The 22,371-nt window shown below is 57.8% G+C and carries 17 protein-coding genes and 1 pseudogene; 9 read left to right on the top strand and 9 right to left on the bottom strand.

The features are described from left to right. Positions 1 to 229: 229 nt before the first annotated feature. Positions 230 to 1,528: a D-amino acid dehydrogenase gene (locus INF73_RS14740; RefSeq protein ID WP_192987264.1), complete on the top strand. Its 1,299-nt coding sequence runs from the start codon at positions 230 to 232 to the stop codon at positions 1,526 to 1,528. 9 nt (positions 1,529 to 1,537) lie between these two features. Continuing rightward, a complete protein-coding gene (gene dadX / locus INF73_RS14735; protein ID WP_028013513.1) occupies positions 1,538 to 2,608 on the top strand; it encodes a catabolic alanine racemase DadX in 1,071 nt (356 codons plus the stop codon). Between the two features lie 46 nt (positions 2,609 to 2,654). Here the strand turns inward: dadX and INF73_RS14730 are convergent, their stop codons facing one another. Further along, positions 2,655 to 4,388: a potassium/proton antiporter gene (locus tag INF73_RS14730; RefSeq protein ID WP_193540574.1), complete on the bottom strand. Its 1,734-nt coding sequence runs from the start codon at positions 4,386 to 4,388 to the stop codon at positions 2,655 to 2,657. An 88-nt stretch (positions 4,389 to 4,476) separates the two neighbouring features. After that, entirely contained in the window at positions 4,477 to 5,391 is a 915-nt protein-coding gene (gene ldcA / locus INF73_RS14725) for a muramoyltetrapeptide carboxypeptidase (RefSeq protein WP_193540576.1), read from the bottom strand. 106 nt (positions 5,392 to 5,497) lie between these two features. Here ldcA and emtA point away from each other — a divergent pair, with 106 nt between their 5' ends. Continuing rightward, on the top strand, positions 5,498 to 6,109 hold the full coding sequence (emtA, locus tag INF73_RS14720; RefSeq protein ID WP_028013510.1) for a membrane-bound lytic murein transglycosylase EmtA: 612 nt from the start codon (positions 5,498 to 5,500) through the stop codon (positions 6,107 to 6,109). Between the two features lie 36 nt (positions 6,110 to 6,145). Here emtA and INF73_RS14715 read toward each other — a convergent pair whose 3' ends face one another. After that, the gene (locus INF73_RS14715; protein ID WP_193540578.1) at positions 6,146 to 6,877 is read right to left on the bottom strand and encodes a flagellar brake protein; all 732 of its coding nucleotides are present in this window, start codon (positions 6,875 to 6,877) and stop codon (positions 6,146 to 6,148) included. Between the two features lie 207 nt (positions 6,878 to 7,084). Here INF73_RS14715 and INF73_RS14710 point away from each other — a divergent pair, with 207 nt between their 5' ends. Both INF73_RS14710 and INF73_RS14705 read left to right on the top strand, forming a co-directional pair. Next, complete coding sequence (locus INF73_RS14710; RefSeq protein ID WP_028013508.1) at positions 7,085 to 7,339, top strand: GlsB/YeaQ/YmgE family stress response membrane protein; 255 nt, start codon at positions 7,085 to 7,087, stop codon at positions 7,337 to 7,339. 112 nt (positions 7,340 to 7,451) lie between these two features. Then, positions 7,452 to 9,554, top strand: a complete 2,103-nt coding sequence (locus INF73_RS14705) for a TonB-dependent siderophore receptor (RefSeq protein WP_193540580.1) — start codon at positions 7,452 to 7,454, stop codon at positions 9,552 to 9,554. A 60-nt stretch (positions 9,555 to 9,614) separates the two neighbouring features. Here INF73_RS14705 and INF73_RS14700 read toward each other — a convergent pair whose 3' ends face one another. Continuing rightward, a complete protein-coding gene (locus INF73_RS14700; protein ID WP_193540582.1) occupies positions 9,615 to 11,300 on the bottom strand; it encodes an alpha,alpha-trehalase in 1,686 nt (561 codons plus the stop codon). A 282-nt stretch (positions 11,301 to 11,582) separates the two neighbouring features. Between INF73_RS14700 and INF73_RS14695 the strand changes: the two are divergent. Continuing rightward, positions 11,583 to 12,275 (top strand): annotated as a pseudogene (locus INF73_RS14695) (carbohydrate porin). 14 nt (positions 12,276 to 12,289) lie between these two features. Here INF73_RS14695 and INF73_RS14690 read toward each other — a convergent pair. Next, on the bottom strand, positions 12,290 to 13,246 hold the full coding sequence (locus INF73_RS14690) for an AraC family transcriptional regulator (protein ID WP_028013503.1): 957 nt from the start codon (positions 13,244 to 13,246) through the stop codon (positions 12,290 to 12,292). Between the two features lie 115 nt (positions 13,247 to 13,361). On the opposite strand from INF73_RS14690, the gene INF73_RS14685 reads away from it, so the two are divergent. Further along, positions 13,362 to 14,549 carry an MFS transporter gene (locus tag INF73_RS14685; RefSeq protein ID WP_045260284.1) on the top strand — a complete coding sequence of 396 codons (1,188 nt, stop codon included), beginning with the start codon at positions 13,362 to 13,364 and terminating at the stop codon, positions 14,547 to 14,549. A 40-nt stretch (positions 14,550 to 14,589) separates the two neighbouring features. Here the strand turns inward: INF73_RS14685 and gap are convergent, their stop codons facing one another. Further along, the gene (gap, locus tag INF73_RS14680; protein WP_049138809.1) at positions 14,590 to 15,600 is read right to left on the bottom strand and encodes a type I glyceraldehyde-3-phosphate dehydrogenase; all 1,011 of its coding nucleotides are present in this window, start codon (positions 15,598 to 15,600) and stop codon (positions 14,590 to 14,592) included. A gap of 78 nt (positions 15,601 to 15,678) precedes the next feature. Further along, positions 15,679 to 16,659: a GlxA family transcriptional regulator gene (locus INF73_RS14675; RefSeq protein ID WP_047364876.1), complete on the bottom strand. Its 981-nt coding sequence runs from the start codon at positions 16,657 to 16,659 to the stop codon at positions 15,679 to 15,681. A gap of 148 nt (positions 16,660 to 16,807) precedes the next feature. Between INF73_RS14675 and INF73_RS14670 the strand changes: the two genes are divergently transcribed. Next, entirely contained in the window at positions 16,808 to 17,779 is a 972-nt protein-coding gene (locus INF73_RS14670) for a fatty acid desaturase (RefSeq protein ID WP_193540584.1), read from the top strand. Next, positions 17,772 to 18,530 carry a phosphate/phosphite/phosphonate ABC transporter substrate-binding protein gene (locus INF73_RS14665; protein ID WP_028013498.1) on the top strand — a complete coding sequence of 253 codons (759 nt, stop codon included), beginning with the start codon at positions 17,772 to 17,774 and terminating at the stop codon, positions 18,528 to 18,530. Before INF73_RS14670 ends, INF73_RS14665 begins: the two co-directional genes overlap by 8 nt. Here the strand turns inward: INF73_RS14665 and INF73_RS14660 are convergent. Then, positions 18,509 to 19,405 (bottom strand): LysR family transcriptional regulator, encoded by an 897-nt coding sequence (locus INF73_RS14660; protein WP_048956565.1) that lies wholly within the window; start codon positions 19,403 to 19,405, stop codon positions 18,509 to 18,511. The genes INF73_RS14665 and INF73_RS14660 overlap by 22 nt on opposite strands. 23 nt (positions 19,406 to 19,428) lie before the next feature. Continuing rightward, positions 19,429 to 21,717 (bottom strand): FdhF/YdeP family oxidoreductase, encoded by a 2,289-nt coding sequence (locus INF73_RS14655; RefSeq protein WP_193540586.1) that lies wholly within the window; start codon positions 21,715 to 21,717, stop codon positions 19,429 to 19,431. Positions 21,718 to 22,371: the final 654 nt, after the last annotated feature.

Genomic DNA, 22,371 nt, shown 5'->3' with positions numbered 1-22,371 from the left:
TTTTCTTTGCGATTTCCCGTTTTTGATACGGCAAAAAAAGCGCACTCATCAGAATTTTATGCTGGTTAAAAATAAAGCTCAGCAGGAGATCCCAAATTATCCCTTTCCCCTAATGCTGGGGGATGTGTGAGGTAAGTCACCATAAAAAAGTCGTATGTTGAATAATATTTTCAACTAGGTTATCAATCTGTAATTAGATGATTGTTCTTTTGCTCATAATGGAGTGGCTATGCGTGTTGTCATACTGGGAAGTGGTGTCGTTGGCGTAACCAGCGCCTGGTATTTAAGTCAGGCGGGACATGAGGTTACCGTTATCGATCGTGAATCCGGCCCGGCGCTTGAAACCAGTGCGGCAAATGCCGGTCAAATCTCTCCTGGCTATGCGGCCCCGTGGGCGGCGCCCGGCGTGCCGCTGAAGGCAATCAAATGGATGTTCCAGCGCCACGCGCCGCTGGCCATCAGCCTTGACGGCACGCAGTTCCAGCTGAAGTGGATGTGGCAGATGCTGCGCAATTGCGACACCCGGCACTACATGGAAAACAAAGGCCGCATGGTGCGTCTGGCGGAATACAGCCGTGACTGCCTCAAAGCCCTGCGCGCGTCGACGGGGATTGAGTACGAAGGCCGTCAGGGCGGCACGCTGCAGCTGTTCCGCACCGAGCAACAGTATGAAAACGCCACCCGCGATATCGCCGTGTTGGAAGATGCCGGTGTACCGTATCAGCTGCTGGAAGCCAGCCAGCTGGGGCAGGTGGAACCCGCGCTGGCCGAAGTGGCCCACAAGCTGACCGGCGGTCTGCGTCTGCCGAATGACGAAACCGGCGACTGTCAGCTCTTTACCCAGCGTCTGGCACAGATGTGCGAGCAGGCTGGGGTGAAATTCCGCTTTAATACCTCCGTCGACAAGCTGCTGTCGGAAGGCGAAAAAATTTATGGCGTGAAGTGCGGCGACGAGGTGATAAAGGCGGATGCCTACGTGATGGCGTTTGGTTCCTACTCCACCGCCATGCTGAAAGGCATCCTCGATATTCCGGTCTACCCGCTCAAGGGCTATTCATTGACTATCCCGGTGAAAGAGGAGAGCGGGGCGCCTGTGTCAACCATCCTGGATGAAACCTATAAAATCGCCATTACCCGCTTCGATAAGCGTATTCGCGTCGGCGGCATGGCGGAGATTGTCGGCTTCAACACCGAGCTGCTGCAGCCGCGTCGTGAAACGCTGGAGATGGTAGTGGGCGATCTCTTCCCGCGCGGCGGGTTTGTGGAACAGGCGACGTTCTGGACCGGCCTGCGTCCGATGACCCCGGACGGCACGCCGATTGTAGGCCGCACGCCATACAAAAACCTGTGGACCAATACCGGACACGGCACGCTCGGCTGGACGATGGCCTGCGGCTCGGGCCAGCTGCTGAGCGACCTGATTTCCGGGCGCACGCCGGCAATTCCGTTTGACGATTTAAGTGCTGCGCGCTATCAATCAGGATTTACGCCATCGCGTCCTCAGCACCTGCACGGCGCGCATAATTAAGGAGTTGTCATGTCCCGTCCTGTTCTGGCTCAGCTGGATCTGCAGGCCCTGAAGGAAAACCTGCAAATTGTTCGCCGGGCAGCACCTGGTTCGCGCGTCTGGTCAGTCGTCAAGGCAAACGCCTACGGCCACGGTATTGACCGTATATGGAGCGCGCTCGGCGCGACCGACGGTTTTGCGTTACTCAATCTCGAAGAGGCCATCCTGCTGCGCGAGCGCGGCTGGAAAGGGCCTATTCTGCTGCTGGAGGGGTTCTTCCACGCGGACGATCTGCCGCTGCTGGATAAGTATCGCCTGACCACCAGCGTTCACAGCAACTGGCAGATTAAAGCCATTCAGGATGCGAAGCTCCACGCTCCGCTGGATATTTATCTCAAGGTGAACAGCGGCATGAACCGCCTGGGCTTCCAGCCCGAGCGGGTGCATACGGTCTGGCAGCAGCTGCGTGGCCTGAAAAACGTCGGCGAAATGACGCTGATGGCGCACTTTGCCGATGCGGAAAAACCGGACGGCATTGCTGATGCTATGGTCCGCATTGAGCAGGCGGCTGAAGGGCTCGATTGTCCGCGCTCTCTGTCGAACTCGGCGGCGACGCTTTGGCATCCTGAAGCCCACTATAACTGGGTGCGTCCGGGGATCGTTCTGTACGGTGCATCACCCTCAGGCCAGTGGCAGGATATTGCCAACAGCGGCCTGAGGCCGGTCATGACCCTGCGCAGCGAGATCATCGGCGTGCAGACGCTGAAGGCGGGCGACACGGTAGGCTACGGCAGCCGCTTCCGGGCGAAGGGCGAGCAGCGGATTGGCATCGTCGCGGGCGGTTATGCCGACGGCTATCCGCGTATCGCGCCGACCGGCACGCCAGTGTGGGTTGATGGGGTGCGCACGGGAACGGTAGGCACGGTATCAATGGATATGCTGGCCGTTGACCTGACGCCATGCCCGCAGGCGGGCATCGGTTCACCGGTCGAGCTGTGGGGCAACGAAATCAAAATTGATGACGTGGCGGCCGCGGCGGGAACGGTAGGGTATGAACTGATGTGCGCCCTGGCACCAAGAGTGCCGGTTGTGACGGTGTAACTTGTATCTTTGCCGGGTGACGCGAAGCCGCCACCCGGCAAAAAAACTACTCCGCGTCCTCTTCCATCGGCCTCAAACCGACCTTCCGCACCGCGTTATCTTCTTTTTCTGCCACCGTCCAGATCATCCCGGCAAACTCCACCTGGTCACCCACAACCGGCGCAGCGCCAAGCCGCTGCTGAATGATTTCGCCCAGCGTTTGCGGGTTATCACCGTCTTCTGCACCTTCATCCAGGCCATAAATGAGCGCCACATCCGCAAACTTGGCGCTGGCTTCCAGAATAAAATCGCCGAAGAAACGCTGGTCCAGCGCCACGGGAGGCGACTGGCTGAACAGCTTGCCCAGCGCGGGCAGGTCGCGCTCGCGGCCAATGACGCACAGAATATCCCCTTCGCGCAGGCGGGTGCTGCCAGTCGGGTGCAGCAGGACATTATCGCGGAACAGGGCGGCAATGCGCGTTTCAGTCGGCATGTGCAAATCGCGCAGCGAGGCCCCCACGCACCATTTGTCGGCGCTCAGCTGATAGACGAACTGCTCCCACGGGTTTTCCGGGTGAATATCCAGCCCCACGCGGGAGACCGGCCAGCCTACGGGCGGCACCACTACTTTGGCCTTTTTCGCCGCCCACCCGAGCGACGTGCCCTGGAACAGCAGGGAAATCAGCACCACGAAGAACGCCACGTTGAAGAACAGCCGCGCGTTGTCGAGACCGGCCATCATCGGGAACACCGCAAGGATAATCGGCACCGCGCCGCGCAGGCCGACCCAGCTGATAAAGACGCGCTCGCGCAGGTTAAAACCGCGAAACGGCAGCAGGCCTGCAAATACGGAGAGCGGACGGGCGAAGAAGATCATCCACGCCGACAGCAGCAGCGCCGGAACGGCGATCGGCAGCAGGTCCGACGGGGTCACCAGCAGGCCCAGCACCAGGAACATGCCGATTTGCGCCAGCCACGCCAGGCCGTCAAAGTTCTGCAAAATAGCATGACGGTTGCGAATAGGGCGGTTGCCCATCAGGAACCCGCAGAGGTAGACGGCGAGAATACCGCTGCCGTCCAGCGCGGTGGTAACGGCAAAAATGAGAATGCCGCCGCTCAGCGCCAGCAGAGGGTAAAGCCCCGAGGGCAGAGAAATGCGGTTGATCGTCTGCTGTAACAGGTATCCCCCCGTCAGGCCGATGACAATCCCCAGCCCGAACTGCTGCAGAATATGCAGGGCAAACATCCAGCTCAGGCCCGTCTCGTGCTGCTGGATCATCTCTATCAGCGTGATGGTCAGGAACACCGCCATCGGATCGTTACTGCCGGATTCAATCTCAAGCGTTGAGCCAACGCGTTCGTTAAGCCCTTTACCCCCAAGCAGGGAAAAGACCGCCGCCGCATCGGTAGAGCCAACGATTGCGCCAATCAGCAAGCCTTCCATGAGATTGAGATTGAAAAGCCATGCGGCCATCATCCCGGTGAGGCCGGAGGTGATCAACACGCCGACGGTCGCCAGCGACAGCGCAGGCCCTAAGGCCACGCGGAAGGAGCTCGCCTGAGTGCGCATCCCGCCGTCGAGCAGGATCACCGCCAGCGCGAGGTTACTCACCATGTAGGCGAAGGGATAGTTATCGAAGGGGATACCGCCGATGCCGTCAACGCCGGCCAGCATGCCGATGGCAAGGAAAATAACAAGAATGGGTATGCCAAGACGCGATGAAAATGAACTTAATAAAATACTGCTGGTTACAAGTACAGAACCCAAAATGAAAAGGCTGATTATCGCTGCGGCATCCAATGTTCTCTTTCTCCCACCTCAATGTTAACGCTGTTACTAAAACCCTAACATATTAACAACGGCAACAGCGTTTTATTAAGGGGGTTTTTTATGCTTTTATGACCGGATGACCACCGATCGTTAACCGACTGCCCGAAACATCATGTGTAAGCGTCGCCTGCGCGCCCAGCGCAAGGGTAACGGTCTGCTGCTCATGGCCGAAATCCAGACCGGTGATAACCGGAATATCCAGCCGCGAGCGGATGAAATCGACCATCGTTTCCAGGGAGTAGCCCGCATCATAGTCATTCGGGGCAGAGCCGCTGAAGCTGCCCAGCACGATCGCGGACTGGCGATCGAGAATACCGGCATGATAAAGCTGCAACAGCATCCGTTCGACGCGGAACGGATGTTCGTTAATATCTTCCAGCACCAGAATGCCGTCCTCGATGTCCGGCATCCACGGCGTGCCGATAAGCGAAACCAGCATTGCCAGGTTACCGCCCCAGAGCTGGCCTTCACATTCCCAGTGCGGTCCATTGCCCTGCCACTCCACGCTGTAGGTAGGAGTGCGCAGCGCGCGCCAGAAGTGTTCAACCGTAAACGCATTCAGCTCCGGGGCGCCGAAGTTACCGGCCAGCATCGGGCCGCTAAACGTGATGACGTTATGCAGTGCCAGCAGCCCAAGCTGGATAACGGTGAAGTCGCTGTGGCCGCATATCAGCAGCGGATCCTGCTGCTGGCGCTGCGCCAGGCCCTGCCAGTCAATGCTCTCAAGCAGCCTGCTCGCACCATAGCCGCCGCGCACCGCAAGGACTATTCGGTTTTCGCCCTTCAGGTTCACCAGGCTATTGATATCATTTAGCCTCTGCGCTTCTGTTCCGGCAAAACGCTGCTGGCGGCGGGGGATAATTGTCTGATTTTCTACCTGATGGCCGGATTCCAGTAAGCGCTGAACGCCCCGCTGCGCCGCGTCCTGGTTAATACAGTAGCCCGACGGCGCGATGAGATGAAACTGAGACATGGCAATTCCTTGCTGAATGAGAAACTAATTGTCTATATCATGCCGCGTATACGCCGCCTGCTTCAAGGGCGGCGCACCGCGATGACCGGCTATAAGGATAGATGACGTGAAATTGAGATGGTTTGCTTTTTTGATTGTTTTGCTGGCTGGCTGTAGTTCAAAACATGATTATCAAAACCCGCCCTGGAATCCGGAAGTGCCGGTGAAACGGGCCATGCAGTGGATGCCGATCAGTGAAAAAGCCGGGAAGGCGTGGGGCGTCAGCCCGCGGCTGATCACCGCCATTATTGCGGTGGAGTCCGGTGGCAATCCTACGCTTGTCAGCAAATCCAACGCGGTGGGGCTGATGCAGCTGAAAGCCTCTACGGCGGGGAGAGAGGTCTACCGCTATATGGGCTGGAGCGGCCAGCCGTCGACCAGCGAGCTGAAGAACCCGGAACGCAACATTTCTATGGGGACCGCTTACCTGAGCATTCTGGAACACGGCGTGCTGAAGGGCATTGAGGATCCGGAAGTGATGCAATACGCGCTGGTGGTCTCGTACGTGAATGGCGCCGGGGCGTTGCTCAGAACCTTCTCCTCTGACCGCAAAGAGGCGATTGAGGAGATCAACGACATGGACAAAGATGAGTTCGTCGAGCATGTGGCGAAAAATCATCCGGCACCGCAGGCGCCTCGCTATATCTGGAAAGTACAGAAAGCGATGGATGCCATGTAATGCCGCAAACGGGCGGCGCTCGCTGCCCGACTTTTCCTACAGAACCTTATTCGCACGTTCCCGTGCTTCCCGTTCCAGCGAATAGATAATGCGCTGCAGCTCGCGCTCCGCGCCGGGCCCGACGTTCAGAAAACGGAAGCTCAGACGCGGCGTGGTAATCGTTTCATTTTTGCTGTCCACCACCGTGCGCTCGCTGATGGCAATCAGCTGTGCATCGAAATAAAAACGGCCCCAGCCCGCCATATCCAGTTCAATTTGCGTGAACCGCATGCCTTCTACCAGACCCTCCGGCTTCGGGGTATCCATCAGCGCGCCCATTCCGCCCAGCGACAGGTCAAAGAGACGGAAGCGGATCTCTTTTTTGTCCGGCATTTTAGCCTTACAAAAATAGGCAGGATGAAGCGGGGCGCTGATGCGGAAATATTCACGGCGCTGGACAAACCAGAGGTTGCCAGGAAGGAGGGTAACAAAAGCCGGAAGTCCCTGGTATTCGCTCAATTCCAGTCGCGGCAGGACAAATTCCACTTTGGCCCCATGGGTTTCGGCCATGACCACGATATTCTCTGCTTTCAGCGCCGCGCGGTTTTCATACTCCAGGCTGCCCAGGTCAATAACCAGCCTCTCCTGCGAGACGTCAAGGATCTTGCTGATAAACTGATTATTCGACCAGCTGATGCGCAGCGGCACTTCGCCTTTTTGCAGGTCGCGTAATACCCCTAATACAGCCAGCGGATTTTGCTTGATGAACTGCTCACTGTAATGACTCACGCCGGATGGCTCCTTGATTGATGACAGACTGTCTTAGCGTTATCGGCAATCCACCCTCAAACTTAATACAAACCGGTGAGATTTTTTTACCGTTGTCCGCAGGATAAGTCGGTGAGACGAAACTGGTTTTCCGGTGATGACCTATACTTAAGTTAGCTGTGCAGAAGGTTTTCTGTACATGCGTTTAATCTGCAAGAGGGCATTGCTATGGGTATCATCGCCTGGATTATCTTTGGCCTTATTGCCGGCGCTATCGCAAAACTGATCATGCCGGGAAACGATGGCGGCGGCTTTATTTTGACCTGCGTACTCGGGGTCGTTGGTGCGGTTGTAGGCGGCTGGCTGGCGACGATGTTTGGTTTTGGTGGTGACATCAGTGGTTTCGACATGCACAGTTTCCTGGTCGCTGTCGTGGGAGCCATTGTCGTGCTGGGCATATTCAGATTACTGCGACGAGCATAAAATGACAGAACGGCTCTCTGCGGAGGGCCGTTTTTTTTGCCGCTATATTGATTTGCTAATCTAAATGATAATAATTGTCGTTCCGTATTACATGTAATAACAAGACGACATTATGAACTCCTCACGTTTTACGTTATGCACCCTGGCGGGTGCCGTCACGCTGGCATTGCAGGTCCAGGCTTTCGCCGAAGAATCAACCATTGTCGTCACGGGCTCAGAGCAGGGCAGCGCGCTGCCGGCCTGGACCAACAGCGCCACCAAATCGGCCGTTGCCGAAAGTAAAACGCCGCAGGTTATCAACACGCTCTCTGCGCCGGAGATCGAAAAGCGTCACGCGAACTCCGTGAATGAAATCCTGCGCTATGCCCCAGGCGTCTCAACCGAGGTGCGGGGGAATACCTCCTACATGAGCGAATACAAAATTCGTGGCTTTACCGTTGATCAGGAGTTTTACAACGGACTGCAGCTACCCTATAACGTCACCGGCAACACCAAGGCGCGCATCGATCCGCTGTTAATAGGGAGCGTCGATATCCTGAAAGGGCCTTCATCGGTGCTTTACGGCGGCGGTTCGCCGGGCGGGCTGGTAAATATTCAAAGCAAAAAGCCGCAGCGGGAAGCCCGAACCGAGGTCGGTTTTAACACCGGGAACCGTAATCTGAAAGAAGGCTACCTCGATTCGACCGGACAAATTGCCGACAGCGACTGGAATTACCGCCTGCTGGGTAAGGCGACGGAGAATAACGATCAGCCGCACACCAGCCGCTATGAAAATTATCTGGTCGCCCCGTCCGTTACATGGCAACCCGACAGTAAAACTCGCCTCACCCTGGATGCTCTGGCGCAAAACTCCCCGAGCCTGACGCCGTCTAACCCGCTGCCGCTCGCTTATCTGCGGTCCAAATATGCCGATCGCCGGGATTACGCCGGAGATGAGTGGAGCGGGTTTAAGCAGCGGCAGTGGATGCTGGGCTACAGCTTCGAACACGAATTTGACAGCGGCTGGGGCTTTAATCAGAAAGCGCGCTATTTCGACGTCGATACCCACCAGAACAGCGTCTACGCGACGGGAACGGGAAGTGAGGTCTATCAGCTTAACCGCTTTGCCTATACCACCGATGAAGATCTTAAGAGCTTCAACATCGACAACCAGGTGACAAAAACCGTTGCGCTGGGCGAATGGAAACACCATCTGCTGGCCGGGTTTGACTATCAGAGGCTGAACTCCCATTTCCACTACCGCTACGCGTCGACTACGCCGGGCATGGATATGCGTAATCCGGACTATTCGCAAATCCACGAAAGCGCGCTGGGGCTCTACACCGCCCAGAAAAACCGCCTCAGCTACCAGCAGAACGGGTACTACCTGCAGGATCAGGTGGAATTTGGCGGCTTAAGTCTGTTGGGCAGCCTGCGCTACGACGATTACCGCTCCGTCACCACCGATTACCTGCAAAACGGCGATAAGGCCTGGGTATCGCAGGATCGCGTTACCAAACGCCTGGGGGCGCTTTACGCCTTCGATAACGGTATTTCGCCGTTTATCAGCTATTCAGAAGGTTTTGCACCGGTCTCGCCGCAGGGGACGCTCACGGCGAAAGACGTCAAGCCAACCACCAGCAAGCAGGTGGAAGGAGGGGTTAAATATCTGCTGGCCGAGTACGCCACGACGTTTACCGCCTCGGTGTTTAACATCCGGCAGAAAAACGTCGTCACCTCCGACCCGGGCTTCCTGAACTACCGTCAGACTGGTGAAGTGGAATCCAAAGGCGCGGAGCTCTCCGCCATCAGCCGCCCGACGGACAACCTGACGCTGATTGCCAACTATGCCTACACCCACGTAATTAATACCGAAGATGATAAATACCAGGGCAAGCGTCCCACTCAGGTGCCGGAAAATGCGTTCAACCTGTGGGGGGACTACACCTTCGAGAGCGCGCCGCTGAAGGGGCTGATGCTGGGGGCCGGGGCGCGCTATACCGGGCCGATGGAGATTTCACCGTCTAACGATGCGGGTAAGCTGGGGGGCACTACGCAGTACGATCTGGCGGCGTCGTACCGGATGGGCGAAATTCTGCCTTCGCTGGCGGGGCTGACGCTTAAGGCGAGTATGCAGAACATCACCAATAAAGAGACGCTGACCTGCTACGATGCGACCAACTGCTGGATTGGGCGTGACAGGACGTATCAGCTAGGGGCGAGTTACAGCTTCTAAATCCCTGTGAGTTCAAAATGAAGGCCGGGTAAGGCGTAGCCATCACCCGGCAATACTCACTTACTGCGCCGCAGCTTTCACCGGCGCAGCCTCATCGTTCGCCGCAGGCTGATTTTCCGGCACGCTGTCGCACGGTTTCTCTTTCGGACAAACCAGATCCAGCATTTTCAGCGTCACGCCGTTACTCCAGCCGAACCCATCCTGGAGCGGATATTCACCGCCGCCACCGCCGGTACCGGTAGAAGAGACATCATATTTCTCCACCAGCTTCTTCTCGCGGTCATAAGTGTGCTGAACGTTCTTCAGGAAGCGCCAGGTCACGTCCATTGCAACCTTATCCTGCCCATAGTTCTGCAACCCTTCCGTTGCCACCCACTGCAGCGGTGCCCAGCCGTTTGGCGCATCCCACTGCTGGCCGCTGTTGATGGTGGTGGTGGTAATACCGCCCGGCTTCAACAGGCGCGCGGAGGTGGCCGCGGCCACTTTATCGGCGCGATCCTGCGCCGCCGCCTTCACGTAGAGCGGGAAGAGGGCCGCCGCCGTGAGCTGGTTACGCACCTTCTTACTCTTAAGATCGTAATCGGCGTACCAGCCCTCTTTATCGTTCCACAGGTGGCGCTCGATGGCTTTTTGACGCGCGGTTGCTAATGCCTCGTATTTACTCGCCGCCGCGCTGTCGCCTGCCTCCTGGCCTGCTCGCGCGAGCAGTTTTTCCATTTTAAACATCAGGGCGTTCAGATCGACGGGCACAATGCTGGTGGTGCGGATGGTGCCGAGCTTTTGCGGGTCGTCCATCCAGCGGGAGCTAAAGTCCCAGCCCGAGGCCGCCGCGGAGCGCAAATCGCGGTAGATCTCCGTCGCAGGCCGGTTAGGGTTGCTCTTCGCCGTGGTGATATCGTCAAGCCAGGACTCCGGGCGCGGGGTATCGCGATCGTCCCAGTAGCGGTTGAGTACGGAACCGTCATCGAGCTTCACCACGCGCTGGTTAGCCTGCCCAGGCTGAAGGCTTTCGACACCCTCCATCCAGTAGGTGTACTCTTTCTCCATTTGTGGACGGTATTTTTTCAGCGCGTCTTTGTCATGCGTCGCGAGCAGCTCAACCATCAGTGAGAAGAACGGCGGCTGGGAGCGGCTCAGGTAGTAGCTGCGGTTACCGTTGGGGATATGGCCGAAGGTATCAATCTCATACGCAAAGTTATCCACCATATCGCTGATTTTGTCCCAGTGATCGCTCTCCGCCAGGCCCAGCATGGTGAAATAGCTATCCCAGTAGTAGACCTCGCGGAAGCGCCCGCCGGGCACAACGTAAGGTTTCGGTAACGGCAGCAGGGAATCCCATTTGTTACTGGCTTTATCCGTGGTGCGCGTCAGCACAGGCCAGAGGTCGTCAATGTGCTCACGTAAGCTTTGTCCCGCAGGCGGCACATATTTTTCACCTTCCGCAGGCAGTATGAAGTTCATCTCCACAAAGTGGCGCAGGTCAAAGCTTGTCTGGGTGTGCTGCATCCGGTAATCCGCCAGTATCATCAGCGGGTCGCTTTTGGGAACGGCATCGGCAAAGGTTTTCTGATCGGGAAACAGTTTGGCACTCTGCACGTCGTTAAACAGAGGGCCAAGCAAAATATCGGGTGAATTTTTCTGGTAGGCTGGCTGTTCTTCAGCATAACCCATCGTTGCCACACCGAGCAGCGCGCCTCCCAGCGCGAGGTGCAAAAGAGCAGGGCGTAAAGTACGAGGTCTTATCATCGGTTCGTCTCCTGTATTCCTGAACAGCGTGACCGCTGTTATCAATCACCTGAAAACCTTAGACGAATATTGCCCGCTTCGCGTGTTGAATATCCCATTTTGCGCAGAACCAGACAATTTACCGCTTCGCACGCCCTGTCCGGAAGGATTTGTTGTGCAACAAAAAAAATAATAGAACCCAAAAGGCTATGTAGTCGAAATGGCGATGCTCTCTATTTGCGTATTCACTTTTATAATCAGGATGGATTTTATGAAATTAAAAAAAAACGGTAAAACTGATAAGTGCATTTTATTCCGGCGCTTAGACAGCAGCAGGCGGCCGCCGCGCAGGCAGCACCCGCCGTTGTTGTGCAGTCCGAAGAGCCGGTGAGCAAAGCCGAACCGCCAAAGCTGACGCTTTCAGGGTTTGGTGATATTAAATTTTATGGTGACGTGGAGTTTAATATAGATGCCGCCAGTAAAACAGGCAGTCTGACCTCCATTAAGCAAAGCACTAATAGCGACCGGGCGCCGGGATATAAAGAACGCTGGGATATTAACGGGCATAATTTATGAGGTTTTGATGGTTATCGGAAAATGGATAACGGCAATTTTGCCGGATTTTCCGTTCAGCCTCTCGGCGGGAAAATGTATCTCGATGATGCGGTATTCTTCTTCGGTTCTGTGAACGACGGGGAAATTAAAGTCGGACGATCTCTACAGCGACGGCTACGGGTTTACTATGACCTGGGACGGGCTTAAAACCGATCCGGAGAACGGCGTGGTCATGAACCTCAACACCGCTTACCTGGACGCGAAGGGCGAGTACGATATTCATACCATCCATACGATCTGATCCCGAACGTCATGAAGATGAAAAACTTCAACATCTATCTGGGCGCGTATGCGTCCTGGGTCAACGCTTCGCCGAAAGCGGGCGATAAGAAAAACGACGATCGCTACGGTGGCCGCGTGCGCTTTAAATACTCTTTCTGATGCCAGCCTGCCGGTCAGACCTCTTCCGGGGCCTGGCCGGCTTCCCGCAGCGTGCCCGGCGCATGGCCAATGATGCGCTTAAAGGCCCGGCTAAACGCCGCCAGCGATCCGTAACCCAGCCGCAGGGCGACCGTTTCAATCGGCTGATTTTCGTGACGAATGTACTGAATCGCCAGCCGCATTCTCAGTTCGCTGAGATACTTTGCCGGGGTCGTCCCCGTCGCGGCCAGAAACCGTTCGGCAAACACGGAGCGTGAGGTGCCCGCTTCTTTCGCCAGGTCCGCCACGCTCCAGTTCAGGCCAGGCTGCTGGTGCATGGCGTAAATGGCCCGGCTCAGGCGCGGGTCGCGTAAAACCTGCACCCAGCCGGTAGCTTTACCGCAGCCGCCCTCAACCCAGCCGCGCACAATTAACGCCGCCACCACATCAGCCAGCCGGGCAAGGATCCCGGCGAAACCGGCCTGACGGGTCATGGATTCTCGCTCCATCGCCGCCAGTAGCGGATGAATTTCCGGCCAGGTGGACATCAGCCGGCTGACCATCATCACTTCCGGCATTGCTTTGATCAGCGGCTGCATCCCGCCGAGCTCAAAATCCATACACCCGCTAAAGATGATGGTGTTCTCGCTCTCCGGACAGGGCTCGCAGGTAATGGCGCACACCGAGCCGCAGATAGGTTCGCTCGGAAAAGCGTTCACCGGGGTAATGGCTGCCTGCGCGTCAGAGAGCAGGGCGTGGGCATTCCCGCCAGGAATAAACAGCGCGTCGCCGCCGCTCAGTTCGAAGGTCGCACCGCTCTCCATACGCAGCAGGGCGCTACCGTGGCTCACAAAATGGAACTGCGCCTTACCGGGCGCCTGGTGGAACGCCACGCCAAACGGCGCGCTGGCTTCAATCCGTCGGTATTTCACGCCCGACAGGCGCATGCCGCGTAAGAGTTCGCTGATCAAATCGGGGGACTGAACGGTCATGGCGCAACTCCGGACGAATAATCAATAAGTGGAGATTATATGTCATAGATCGTCCACGGTGAACCCTCTATGCTTTTGCGACAGTTGTCACATTTTTATAACGGGAGAACAACAGATGAATTCATGTGTCGTGGCGAGAGAGGCCGTGGCGCCAGCCAGACCCGCCTGGCGGGCCGTCTATTCACTGGGGCTGGGCGTGTTTGGGTTGATAACGGCTGAGTTCCTGCCAGCCAGTTTGCTGACGCCGATGGCCGCGAGCCTGGGCGTCAGCGAGGGCATGGCCGGGCAGGCCGTCACCGCCACCGCGCTGGTGGCGCTGGTCACCGGGCTTCTGATTACGCCGGCGACCAAAAGTATCGACCGTCGCTGGGTACTCATGTTTTTCTCCGTGCTGCAAATCATCTCCAGCCTGCTGGTGGCCTTTGCGCCTACGCTGCACGTCCTGCTGATGGGGCGCCTGCTGTTAGGGGTCGCCATCGGTGGCTTCTGGGCGATGTCGACGGCCACCACGATGCGCCTGGTTCCGACGGATAAAGTGCCGAAGGCGCTGGCGGTGATCTTCTCCAGCGTGTCGATTGCCACCGTGGTTGCTGCCCCGCTGGGGAGCTATCTGGGTAGCCTGATCGGCTGGCGCAACGTCTTTGTGCTCTGCATACTGCCGAGCGTACTGGCGCTGCTGTGGCAGATCTGGGTGCTGCCGTCCATGAAGCCCGAGAGCAGCGGTAGCCTCAGCACGCTGTTCCGCGTGCTGCGTCGACCGGGCATGATCGGCGGCATGCTGGCCACTATTCTGATCTTCAGCGGCCATTTCGCCTTCTTTACCTACCTGCGCCCGTTTCTGGAAACGGTGGGGCAGGCGAACGTTGAGACCATTTCACTGATCCTGCTGGGCTTTGGGCTGGCGAACTTTGTCGGTACTTCCGTTGCCGGACATCTGCTGGCACGTAATCTGCGCCTGACGCTGGCGCTGGTGCCGTTCGCCATGGGCATACTGGCGCTGACGATGGTGGCGTTTGGCCATCTGGCAATGCTGGACGGTTTCCTGGTGGCGCTATGGGGCTTTGCGTTTGGTCTGGTTCCGGTGGGCTGGTCAACCTGGCTTGCCACCACCGTTCCGGATGAAGCCGAAAGTGCAGGGGGGCTGCTGGTGGCCTCAATCCAGCTGGCGATAAGCGCCGGTGCGGCCGGGGGCGGGGCGGTATTTGACCTTAACGGTGCCAGCGGCGTATTCGCCGGAAGCGGGTTCCTGCTGGTGACGGCGATGGTGATTGTGTTGATGGGCGTGAAAGTGAAAGCGGAATGATTTTTTGCCGGGTGAGCGTTCGCGCCACCCGGCTCCAGGCTTACAGCCCTTTCTTATCCATGAGCACCGCCAGATCCACCAGGCGGTTAGAGAAGCCCCACTCGTTGTCATACCACGCCAGGATCTTCACCATGTTCCCGCCAATTACCAGCGTGGAAAGCCCGTCGATAATGGAGGAGCGCGGGTCGCCCTGGTAGTCGCTGGAGACCAGCGGTTCATCGCTATAGCCCAGGATCCCTTTCAGAGGCCCGCTGGCGGCCGCGTTGCGGAACGCCTCATTCACCTCTTCGGCGGTTACGCTACGGCTGAGCGTTACCGTTAAATCCACAATCGACACCACCGGCACCGGCACGCGCAGGGAGTACCCGGTCAGCTTGCCGTCCAGGGAGGGGATCACTTTGCCCAGCGCTTTCGCCGCGCCGCTGGAGTAAGGCACAATCGACAGCGCCGCCGCGCGCGCGCCGCGCAGATCTTTTTCCGGCTGGTCGTGCAGCGCCTGGCTGTTGGTGTAGGCGTGCGTCGTGTTCATCAGACCATGCTCGATCCCGAACTGCTGATGCAGCACCTGAGCCGCCGGCGCCAGACCGTTAGTGGTACAGCTCCCGTTACTGACGACCACGTGCTGTGCCGGGTCGTAGCGATCGTGGTTCACTCCCATCACAACCGTCAGATCGTCATTCTTGCCGGGCGCGGAGATGATGACGCGCTTTGCGCCACCCTGCGTGACGTGCACCGCCGCTTTTTCCCGATCGGTAAAGAAGCCGGTGGCCTCAATTACCACGTCAACACCAACATCGCGCCACGGAATATTTGCCGGGTCGCGTTCGCTAAACACCACAATCCGCTGACCGTCCACCTGCAGCGCGCCGTCAGCCGCTTCAACGGGCGCGGGCAGTTTGCCCAGAAGGGAATCATGTTTCAGCAGGTGGGCGAGGGTTTTACTGTCCGTCAGATCGTTAATGGCCACAATCTGAAGATCCGGGTTACCCAGCGCCGCGCGCAGGAAATTACGTCCGATACGGCCGAAACCGTTAATACCGACCTTAACCATGGTGCACTCCTTATCTCTGTTGTCTGGAGTCACTGTAGGCGCGGGGCCGGTTGGCGTAAACGACAAAAAAGGATCAGATTACGCCATCTTGCGGCAGTGGAAGCGCTGGCGATACTCGCCTGGCGTGAGGTGGAGCTGTTTCTCAAACACGCGGCGCAGGTTAATGCTGGTGCCAAACCCGCTTTGCTCGGCAACCCGCTCAAGGGGATCATGGGTCTGCTCAAGCAGCTGTCGGGCGGCGGCCAGGCGCGCTTCCATCACGTAACGGGCAGGCGAGACTCCCGCGTCGCGGGTAAAAACTCGGGTGAAATTGCGCGGGCTCATCGCCACCTTTTCGGCCAAATTTTCCACGCACAGGTCGGCGGTGAGGTTCTGCAGGATCCAGGTTTGCAGTTCGCTGATAGGCCCCGATGCGCCAGGCTGCTGCAGGCTATAGCGGCTGAACTGCAGCTGTCCGCCGGGGCGACGCAGATACATCACCATATCCTGCGCCACGTCGCGGGCGAGGGTAAATCCGTAGTCGTCTTCCACCAGCGCCAGGGTCAGATCGAACCCGGAACTCACGCCGCCGGAGGTCCAGATGGGGCCATCCTGAATATACAGCGGGCCGCCTTCGACGTGGATAGCCGGGTACTGGGCTTGCATCGTCTCCAGCAGCCGCCAGTGGGTGGTTGCACGGCGGCCGTCCAGCAAGCCGGTCTGGGCAAGCAGCATCGCGCCCCCGCAAATGGAGGCGACCCGCCGGGCGTGCGGGGCAGCGAGGTGCAGCCAGTCCACCACCGCCGTGCTCTCCTGCTCGTTGATCCCGCGTCCGGTGATGATAATGGTGTCCAGCGGTTCGCGCGGATCCAGCTCCGGCAGACGATAGTCCGCCAGCAGGTTCAGGCCAGACTGGCCGTGGATCACCTGGTGGGGCTGCGTGGTGGCAATGATGATACGGTAGCGGGGCTGGGCAAGCCCTTCCGGATGCAGCCGGTTGGCCTGCATCAGAATGTCGGCGATACCGGCGGCCTCAAACAGCATGCCGCCGTCAGGTACGATAATTAATATTTTCTTCATGTCCTGAAAAGTACCTTTACCAAAGAATAAGTCAAGCCGGGCGTGACCCTGCGTTTCCGGCAAAGCAAAGCGATTTAAGTTCTTTGTCATTTCAGGCGTTATCCCCGATCGTCAGAGCATTGTCTCTGGCGAAACGGCGTCTGAAGGAATGAGTAAACGAAGCTCCCTCTATTTACATCCGCAGCAGCGCAATCACATCCACCGACTTGCATCTGGGATTCTGTGGCGAAGTGAACTCCCTACGTGGCTGCTGATCGTCATTATCTATACCGGCTGGTTTTCCACCCTAACATTCTGGCAAACGCTCGGCCTGCTTCCCGCCACGCTGCTGCTTATCTGGTTTACCGCCTGGTACATGTCCCTGCAGCACGAGCTGATCCACGGGCATCCCACCCGTTTTGCCTGGCTTAACCAGCTGTTCGGCACGCTCCCTCTGGCGGTCTGGTATCCGTACGGCCTGTACCGGGATTCCCATCTGGCCCACCATCGGTACGATAGCCTGACCGATCCGGCGGATGACCCGGAGTCGTATTATTTCACCGAGGCGAGCTGGGCGCGCTTTTCCCCGTGGCAGAAGCGCCTGATCCGGGCCCGGAATACCTTCGCCGGGCGGCTTCTGCTGGCGCCCCTGCTGGATATCGTCCAGACGCTGGGCAGCGCCGGGGCGGCGTTTCGTCATTTTCACCTGCGGGCGATGGCGATGTGGCTGGTTCACGCTCTGCTGCTGGCGGCACTTTTCGCGTGGATGGTGCATCACGGCTTTTCGCCCGTCTGGTTTGTGCTGGCGGTAAGCTATCCGGCGCTGGCGCTGACCAAAGTCCGCTCGTTCTACGAACATCGGGCGGCAGACGATCCGCTCGCGCGCTCGGTGATTAACGAGGCCGGGCTAGTCTGGCGGGTGCTGTTTTTGAATCTCAACTACCATTCTATTCACCACGATTTACCGGGCGTTCCCTGGTACGGGTTGCCGACGATCTACCGGCAAAACCGGGAGGCGTACTGGCAGCGTAACCACGGCTTTGTGGTCCGGGGCTACGGTGAATGGCTACGCCAGTTCTGGACCCGGCCAGTGGAGGTCACCGTCCATCCCGGAAAACAACAGGAGGAGAGGTATGAGTAACCTGCTGGCGTTTCCCATGTACGCCGTGGATCGCGGCGATACCCGCGCGCTCTGGCTGGCGGTTCAGCATCTGCTGGCTGCGCGTGGCGTGCCCGTCGGTGGTGCTCCCGGCTGGCCGGAGTCTGACCTGCTGGCCCACTGGCAACAGCCTGAGCTTATCCTCAGCCAGACATGCGGCTACCCGCTGGTGACGCAGCTCCCGGAGGTACAGGTGGTGGGCTGTTTTCACTATACCGCCGCGGGCTGCGAAGGGAGCCAGTACCGCAGTTTTCTGGTAGCGCGCGCGGAGGAAAGGCATCTCACGCTGGCGGATTTCCGCGGACGTCGGGCGGTTTGTAATTCGGAAGACTCGCAGTCCGGCTATAACGCGCTGCGAAAAAAGGTGGCTCCCCTGATTGTTGACGGACCATTTTTTTCACAAACGTCCTTCAGCGGCAGCCACCGTCAGTCGCTGATTGACGTGCAGCGCGGGAAGAGCGATATCGCCGCCATCGACTGCGTGACCTGGGCGCTGCTGGAGCGTCATGAGCCGGAACGGCTTGCGGGGCTGGCGGCGTTCGATCGAACGCCGCTGACGCCAGGGCTGCCATTAATCACGTCGCGACGCACGTCCCCAGAAACGCTCAGCGCCATTCGCGATGCGCTGCGCGAGCTGGTGAGTGCGCCGGAATACCGGGAGGTCTGCGCCGCAGTGCTGATCGGCGGTTTTAGTGTGGTGTCGCGGCAGGCTTACGCCTCCTTGTCCGCGTGATAAATCGCCTGCGCGTCGGTAAAGCAGCGCAGCGCCAGCGAAGAGACGGGTTTCTGCCTGCGCATAATCAGGCCGATGGGAGCCTCAATGTTCGCGTCGGCGATGGGGACAATCCTGAAAGTGCTGTTCAGGGCTTCCAGCCCGTTATTCAGCGGCATCACGGCGCAGCATACGCCGCTCTGAACCGCCTGAATGATCTGGAACGTGGAGTCGCTCTCAAAAACGGCCGTCGGTTCGATGCCAGCAGCTTTAAAGCTGGCCTCCATATGCGCCCGGTAGTGCATCCCTTTGGTCAGGAACCCCAGCGGAAAATCCGTCAGGTCGTGCCAGGTCAGCGTCTCCGGGGTAAGCTGGAAATGACGGGTGTCGTGGAGCAGCCCCATCTTCGTTTTAGGAAGCTGAATAATGTCAAACAGGCTGGTGTCGATGCTGTTCAGGTAGCAAATCCCCAGCTCAAGCTGATTGCGGCTGACGCCGTCGGCAATCTGCGCCGAAGACATAGAATAGAGGCTGTAGGTCAGCTCCGGGTACTTTTGCGTAAGCAGGCGGATAAAGATCATCGGATCCACGCTCGCCAGCGGCACCATCCCCAGACGGAGTTCTCCCACCACCTGGCCTTTACACAGCGCGGCTTCCGCCTGCAATCCGTCGTGTGCGGCAAGAAGCGCGCGCGCCCATGCGAGGATGCGCTCTCCCTCCGGCGTAAACCCTTCAAAGCGCTGCCCGCGCACGATCAGCACCAGCCCCAGCTCCTCTTCCAGGCTGCGGATGCGCATGGAGAGGGTCGGCTGGGTGATGTTGCACCGCAATGCCGCTTTACCAAAGTGGCGGGTCTCGTCGAGCGCGAGTAAATATTTTAACTGTTTTATGTCCATCACTCTTCTCTGCGCGTAAAGCCTTACAGCATGCGGATCTCTTTCGAGCGCAGGGTAATGCGAACCGGAACCGATTTATACGACGGCGTACCGCTGTCCTTATCGAGATAATCGAGCGGCACCAGCACGTTGGCCTCCGGGTAATACGCGCCGACGGAGCCCGGGGCGATGTTGTACGCCACCACCGTAATATCTTCCAGACGCTGCGCGCTGCCGGGGAGGGCGGTTTCGATATCCACGCGATCGCCGTGTTCCAGCCCTGACTGCGCCATATCTTCTTCGTTCATAAACAGCACGTCGCGGCGGCCAAATACGCCACGGTAGCGATCGTCCAGGGCGTAAATGGTGGTGTTGTACTGATCGTGGCTGCGCAGCGTGATCAGGCGCAGCACATGCTCGCCTTCACCGCTGGCGTTTTCCTGTACGCCGTCGAAAACCGAGAACATCGCTTTGCCCGTTGCGGTCGGCCAGATACGCTGTGTCGGAGGCAGCGGCATGCGGAAGCCGCCGGGAACACGGATCCGCGCATTGTAGTTCTCAAAGCCCGGAATGGTCTGCTCGATCAAATCGCGGATGCGGTCGTAATCCTCGACCAGCGTCAGCCAGTCCACGCGTGTTTCCGGCAGGGTAGCCTTTGCGAGGCCAGCGACTATGGCAGGCTCCGAACGGAGCAACGGCGAGGCGGGTTTCAGCTTGCCGGAGGAAGCATGCACCATCGACATAGAGTCTTCGACGGTGATGGACTGGCGGCCGGTGGCCTGCATATCCAGCTCCGTGCGGCCGAGGCACGGGAAAATAAAGGTCTCTTTGCCCACCAGCAGATGGGTACGGTTCAGCTTGGTCCCGACGTGCACGCTCAGATCCAGGTTACCCATCGCCGGGAAACCGTTCTCGTGGTCGGGCATCGCGACGGCAAAGTTACCGCCGAGGCAAATGAGCGCTTTTGCGCGACCGTCGATCATGGCCTGCGTCGCCTGTACCGCATCGTGTCCGTGACGGGAAGGGGGCTCAAAGCCAAACACCTCTTTCAGGCGGTTCAGGAAGGCCGGGGCAGGCTTCTCGCTAATCCCGACGGTCCGGTTCCCCTGAACGTTAGAGTGGCCGCGCAGGGGGCAGATCCCCGCGCCGGGCTTGCCGATATTCCCGCGCAGAAGCAGCAGGTCAGCAATCAGGCGGACGTTCGCCGTGCCTTTATTGTGCTGGGTAATCCCCATTCCGTAAGTAATGATGGTGGCGTTTGATTTGGCATAGGCCTCGGCCACCTTTTTGAGCGCCGCCTGGCTGAGCCCCGACTCGCGCTCAATGTCGTCCCAGCGGGTCTGCGCGATATCGGCGGCAAAATCTTCAATACCCCGGGTGTGTTCTGCAATAAACGCGCGGTCAAGCACGTCACCGCGTTCGGCCTCCATCTCCAGAAGGTGTTTAGCAATGCCTTTCAGCGCGGCGGCATCGCCCCCGGCCTTCACCTGGAAGTAGGTCGAGGCGATGTCCGTAGAGCCATAGGTTGCCATTTCAATCACGCTTTGCGGGTCGGCAAAACGTTCGAGGGCGCGTTCGCGCAGCGGGTTGAAAACGATAATCGGCACATTGCGACGCGCCAGCTCGTGCAGGGTACCCATCATTCGCGGATGGTTGGTGCCGGGGTTGTGACCGATGGAGATCACCAGCTCAGTCTTGTCGAAATCATCCAGCGAGACGGTGCCTTTCCCAATTCCGATGGAGCGCGGCAAGCCGACGCTGGTGGCCTCGTGACACATATTCGAGCAGTCCGGGAAATTATTGGTGCCGTACTCGCGGGCGAACAGCTGGAACAGATACGCCGCTTCGTTGGAGGCGCGCCCGGAAGTATAGAACTCGACCTGGTCCGGTTCGAGCCCGCGCAATATTTCCCCGATGCGTTGAAACGCCTCGTCCCAGGCGACGGGCCGGAAGGTATCGCTGGCCCGGTCATAGCGCAGGGGATGCGTCAGACGACCGTAACCTTCCAGCTCAAAGTCCGATTTAGCCAGCAGCGAGGAGACGCTGTTTTCCGCCAGAAAATCGAGCGTCACGCGCTTACTGGTCGCTTCCCAGGTCACCGCTTTCGCGCCGTTCTCGCAGAACTGGAATGTCGACTTGTGCTCTTTATCGGGCCACGCGCAGCCGGGGCAGTCAAAACCGTCCGGCTGGTTGGTACGCAGCAGCGTCGCGGGAGCGTCCAGGGTATCCATTTGGGTACGTACTGCAATGGCCGTCGCCTTCAACGCGCCCCAGCCGCCGGCAGGACCATCGTAGTGTCTGATACCGGGAACTGAGCGTCTTTTAGTGTTCATACTGACTCCTGACGTGTTTGGTCGCGCAACGGCTGGGTAATAAGCAAAAGCAATGACTGGCGGAGATGGAAATCCACGCGGTCGAGTTACGGCTCTTGCCTGTAATTATCTTTATAACAATGAGTTAAAAATGTTGGCATGCAACTATTTAAAGAAATTATAACGAAATTTTATCATTTTAATAATAAATTGTATCTATCATCCGGTAGGCAGGATAGATAGCATCGAGAGAGAAAGCATGTAGCGCAGGTAAAATTTCGAATGAAAGAGACGGTCGATCAAAAGTGGAAACATGGCGGCTGACAGGCACTGTAGCAACGTCGGTATTCGAAATAGTGACGAGAAGGTTTACTCCGGCTTAATGATTAATGGAAATGTATAATCACTTACAGGGTTATTATCACAACATGAAATATAAGTTATTTTGAGTCGTGAAATTAAAGGCGCAGTCAATAAGTTAAAAAGTGATGGTGTCGTCAGGTGATGCGGCAATATTAAACATACCCTGTTAGTGCAACAAATAATTGATCGTCGATATCTTCTTCTGATATCACCAAAACGACATTTCTACTAATTATGGTAGTGGCGATAATAGCATTATTGCGTTAATGAAATCCTTTCTCTTTTGAATTTTATGCTTTAATAACAGTGTGT

Origin of the sequence: Enterobacter cloacae complex sp. P6RS (assembly GCF_014982245.1) — a bacterium.
In the GTDB taxonomy this organism is placed as follows: Bacteria; Pseudomonadota; Gammaproteobacteria; order Enterobacterales; family Enterobacteriaceae; genus Enterobacter; species Enterobacter bugandensis.
Note: the sequence above shows the minus strand (reverse complement) of the source record. Positions and strands in the feature narration are given on the sequence as shown.

What these genes read in the sequence shown, in the direction of transcription:
- INF73_RS14740 (WP_192987264.1), top strand. Translation starts at nt 230, where the DNA reads ATGCGTGTTGTCATACTGGGAAGTGGTGTCGTTGGCGTAACCAGCGCC.
- dadX (WP_028013513.1), top strand. Translation starts at nt 1,538, where the DNA reads ATGTCCCGTCCTGTTCTGGCTCAGCTGGATCTGCAGGCCCTGAAGGAA.
- ldcA (WP_193540576.1), bottom strand. Translation starts at nt 5,391, where the DNA reads ATGTCTCAGTTTCATCTCATCGCGCCGTCGGGCTACTGTATTAACCAG.
- INF73_RS14710 (WP_028013508.1), top strand. Translation starts at nt 7,085, where the DNA reads ATGGGTATCATCGCCTGGATTATCTTTGGCCTTATTGCCGGCGCTATC.
- INF73_RS14705 (WP_193540580.1), top strand. Translation starts at nt 7,452, where the DNA reads ATGAACTCCTCACGTTTTACGTTATGCACCCTGGCGGGTGCCGTCACG.
- INF73_RS14700 (WP_193540582.1), bottom strand. Translation starts at nt 11,300, where the DNA reads ATGATAAGACCTCGTACTTTACGCCCTGCTCTTTTGCACCTCGCGCTG.
- INF73_RS14690 (WP_028013503.1), bottom strand. Translation starts at nt 13,246, where the DNA reads ATGACCGTTCAGTCCCCCGATTTGATCAGCGAACTCTTACGCGGCATG.
- INF73_RS14685 (WP_045260284.1), top strand. Translation starts at nt 13,362, where the DNA reads ATGAATTCATGTGTCGTGGCGAGAGAGGCCGTGGCGCCAGCCAGACCC.
- gap (WP_049138809.1), bottom strand. Translation starts at nt 15,600, where the DNA reads ATGGTTAAGGTCGGTATTAACGGTTTCGGCCGTATCGGACGTAATTTC.
- INF73_RS14675 (WP_047364876.1), bottom strand. Translation starts at nt 16,659, where the DNA reads ATGAAGAAAATATTAATTATCGTACCTGACGGCGGCATGCTGTTTGAG.
- INF73_RS14670 (WP_193540584.1), top strand. Translation starts at nt 16,808, where the DNA reads ATGAGTAAACGAAGCTCCCTCTATTTACATCCGCAGCAGCGCAATCAC.
- INF73_RS14665 (WP_028013498.1), top strand. Translation starts at nt 17,772, where the DNA reads ATGAGTAACCTGCTGGCGTTTCCCATGTACGCCGTGGATCGCGGCGAT.
- INF73_RS14660 (WP_048956565.1), bottom strand. Translation starts at nt 19,405, where the DNA reads ATGGACATAAAACAGTTAAAATATTTACTCGCGCTCGACGAGACCCGC.
- INF73_RS14655 (WP_193540586.1), bottom strand. Translation starts at nt 21,717, where the DNA reads ATGAACACTAAAAGACGCTCAGTTCCCGGTATCAGACACTACGATGGT.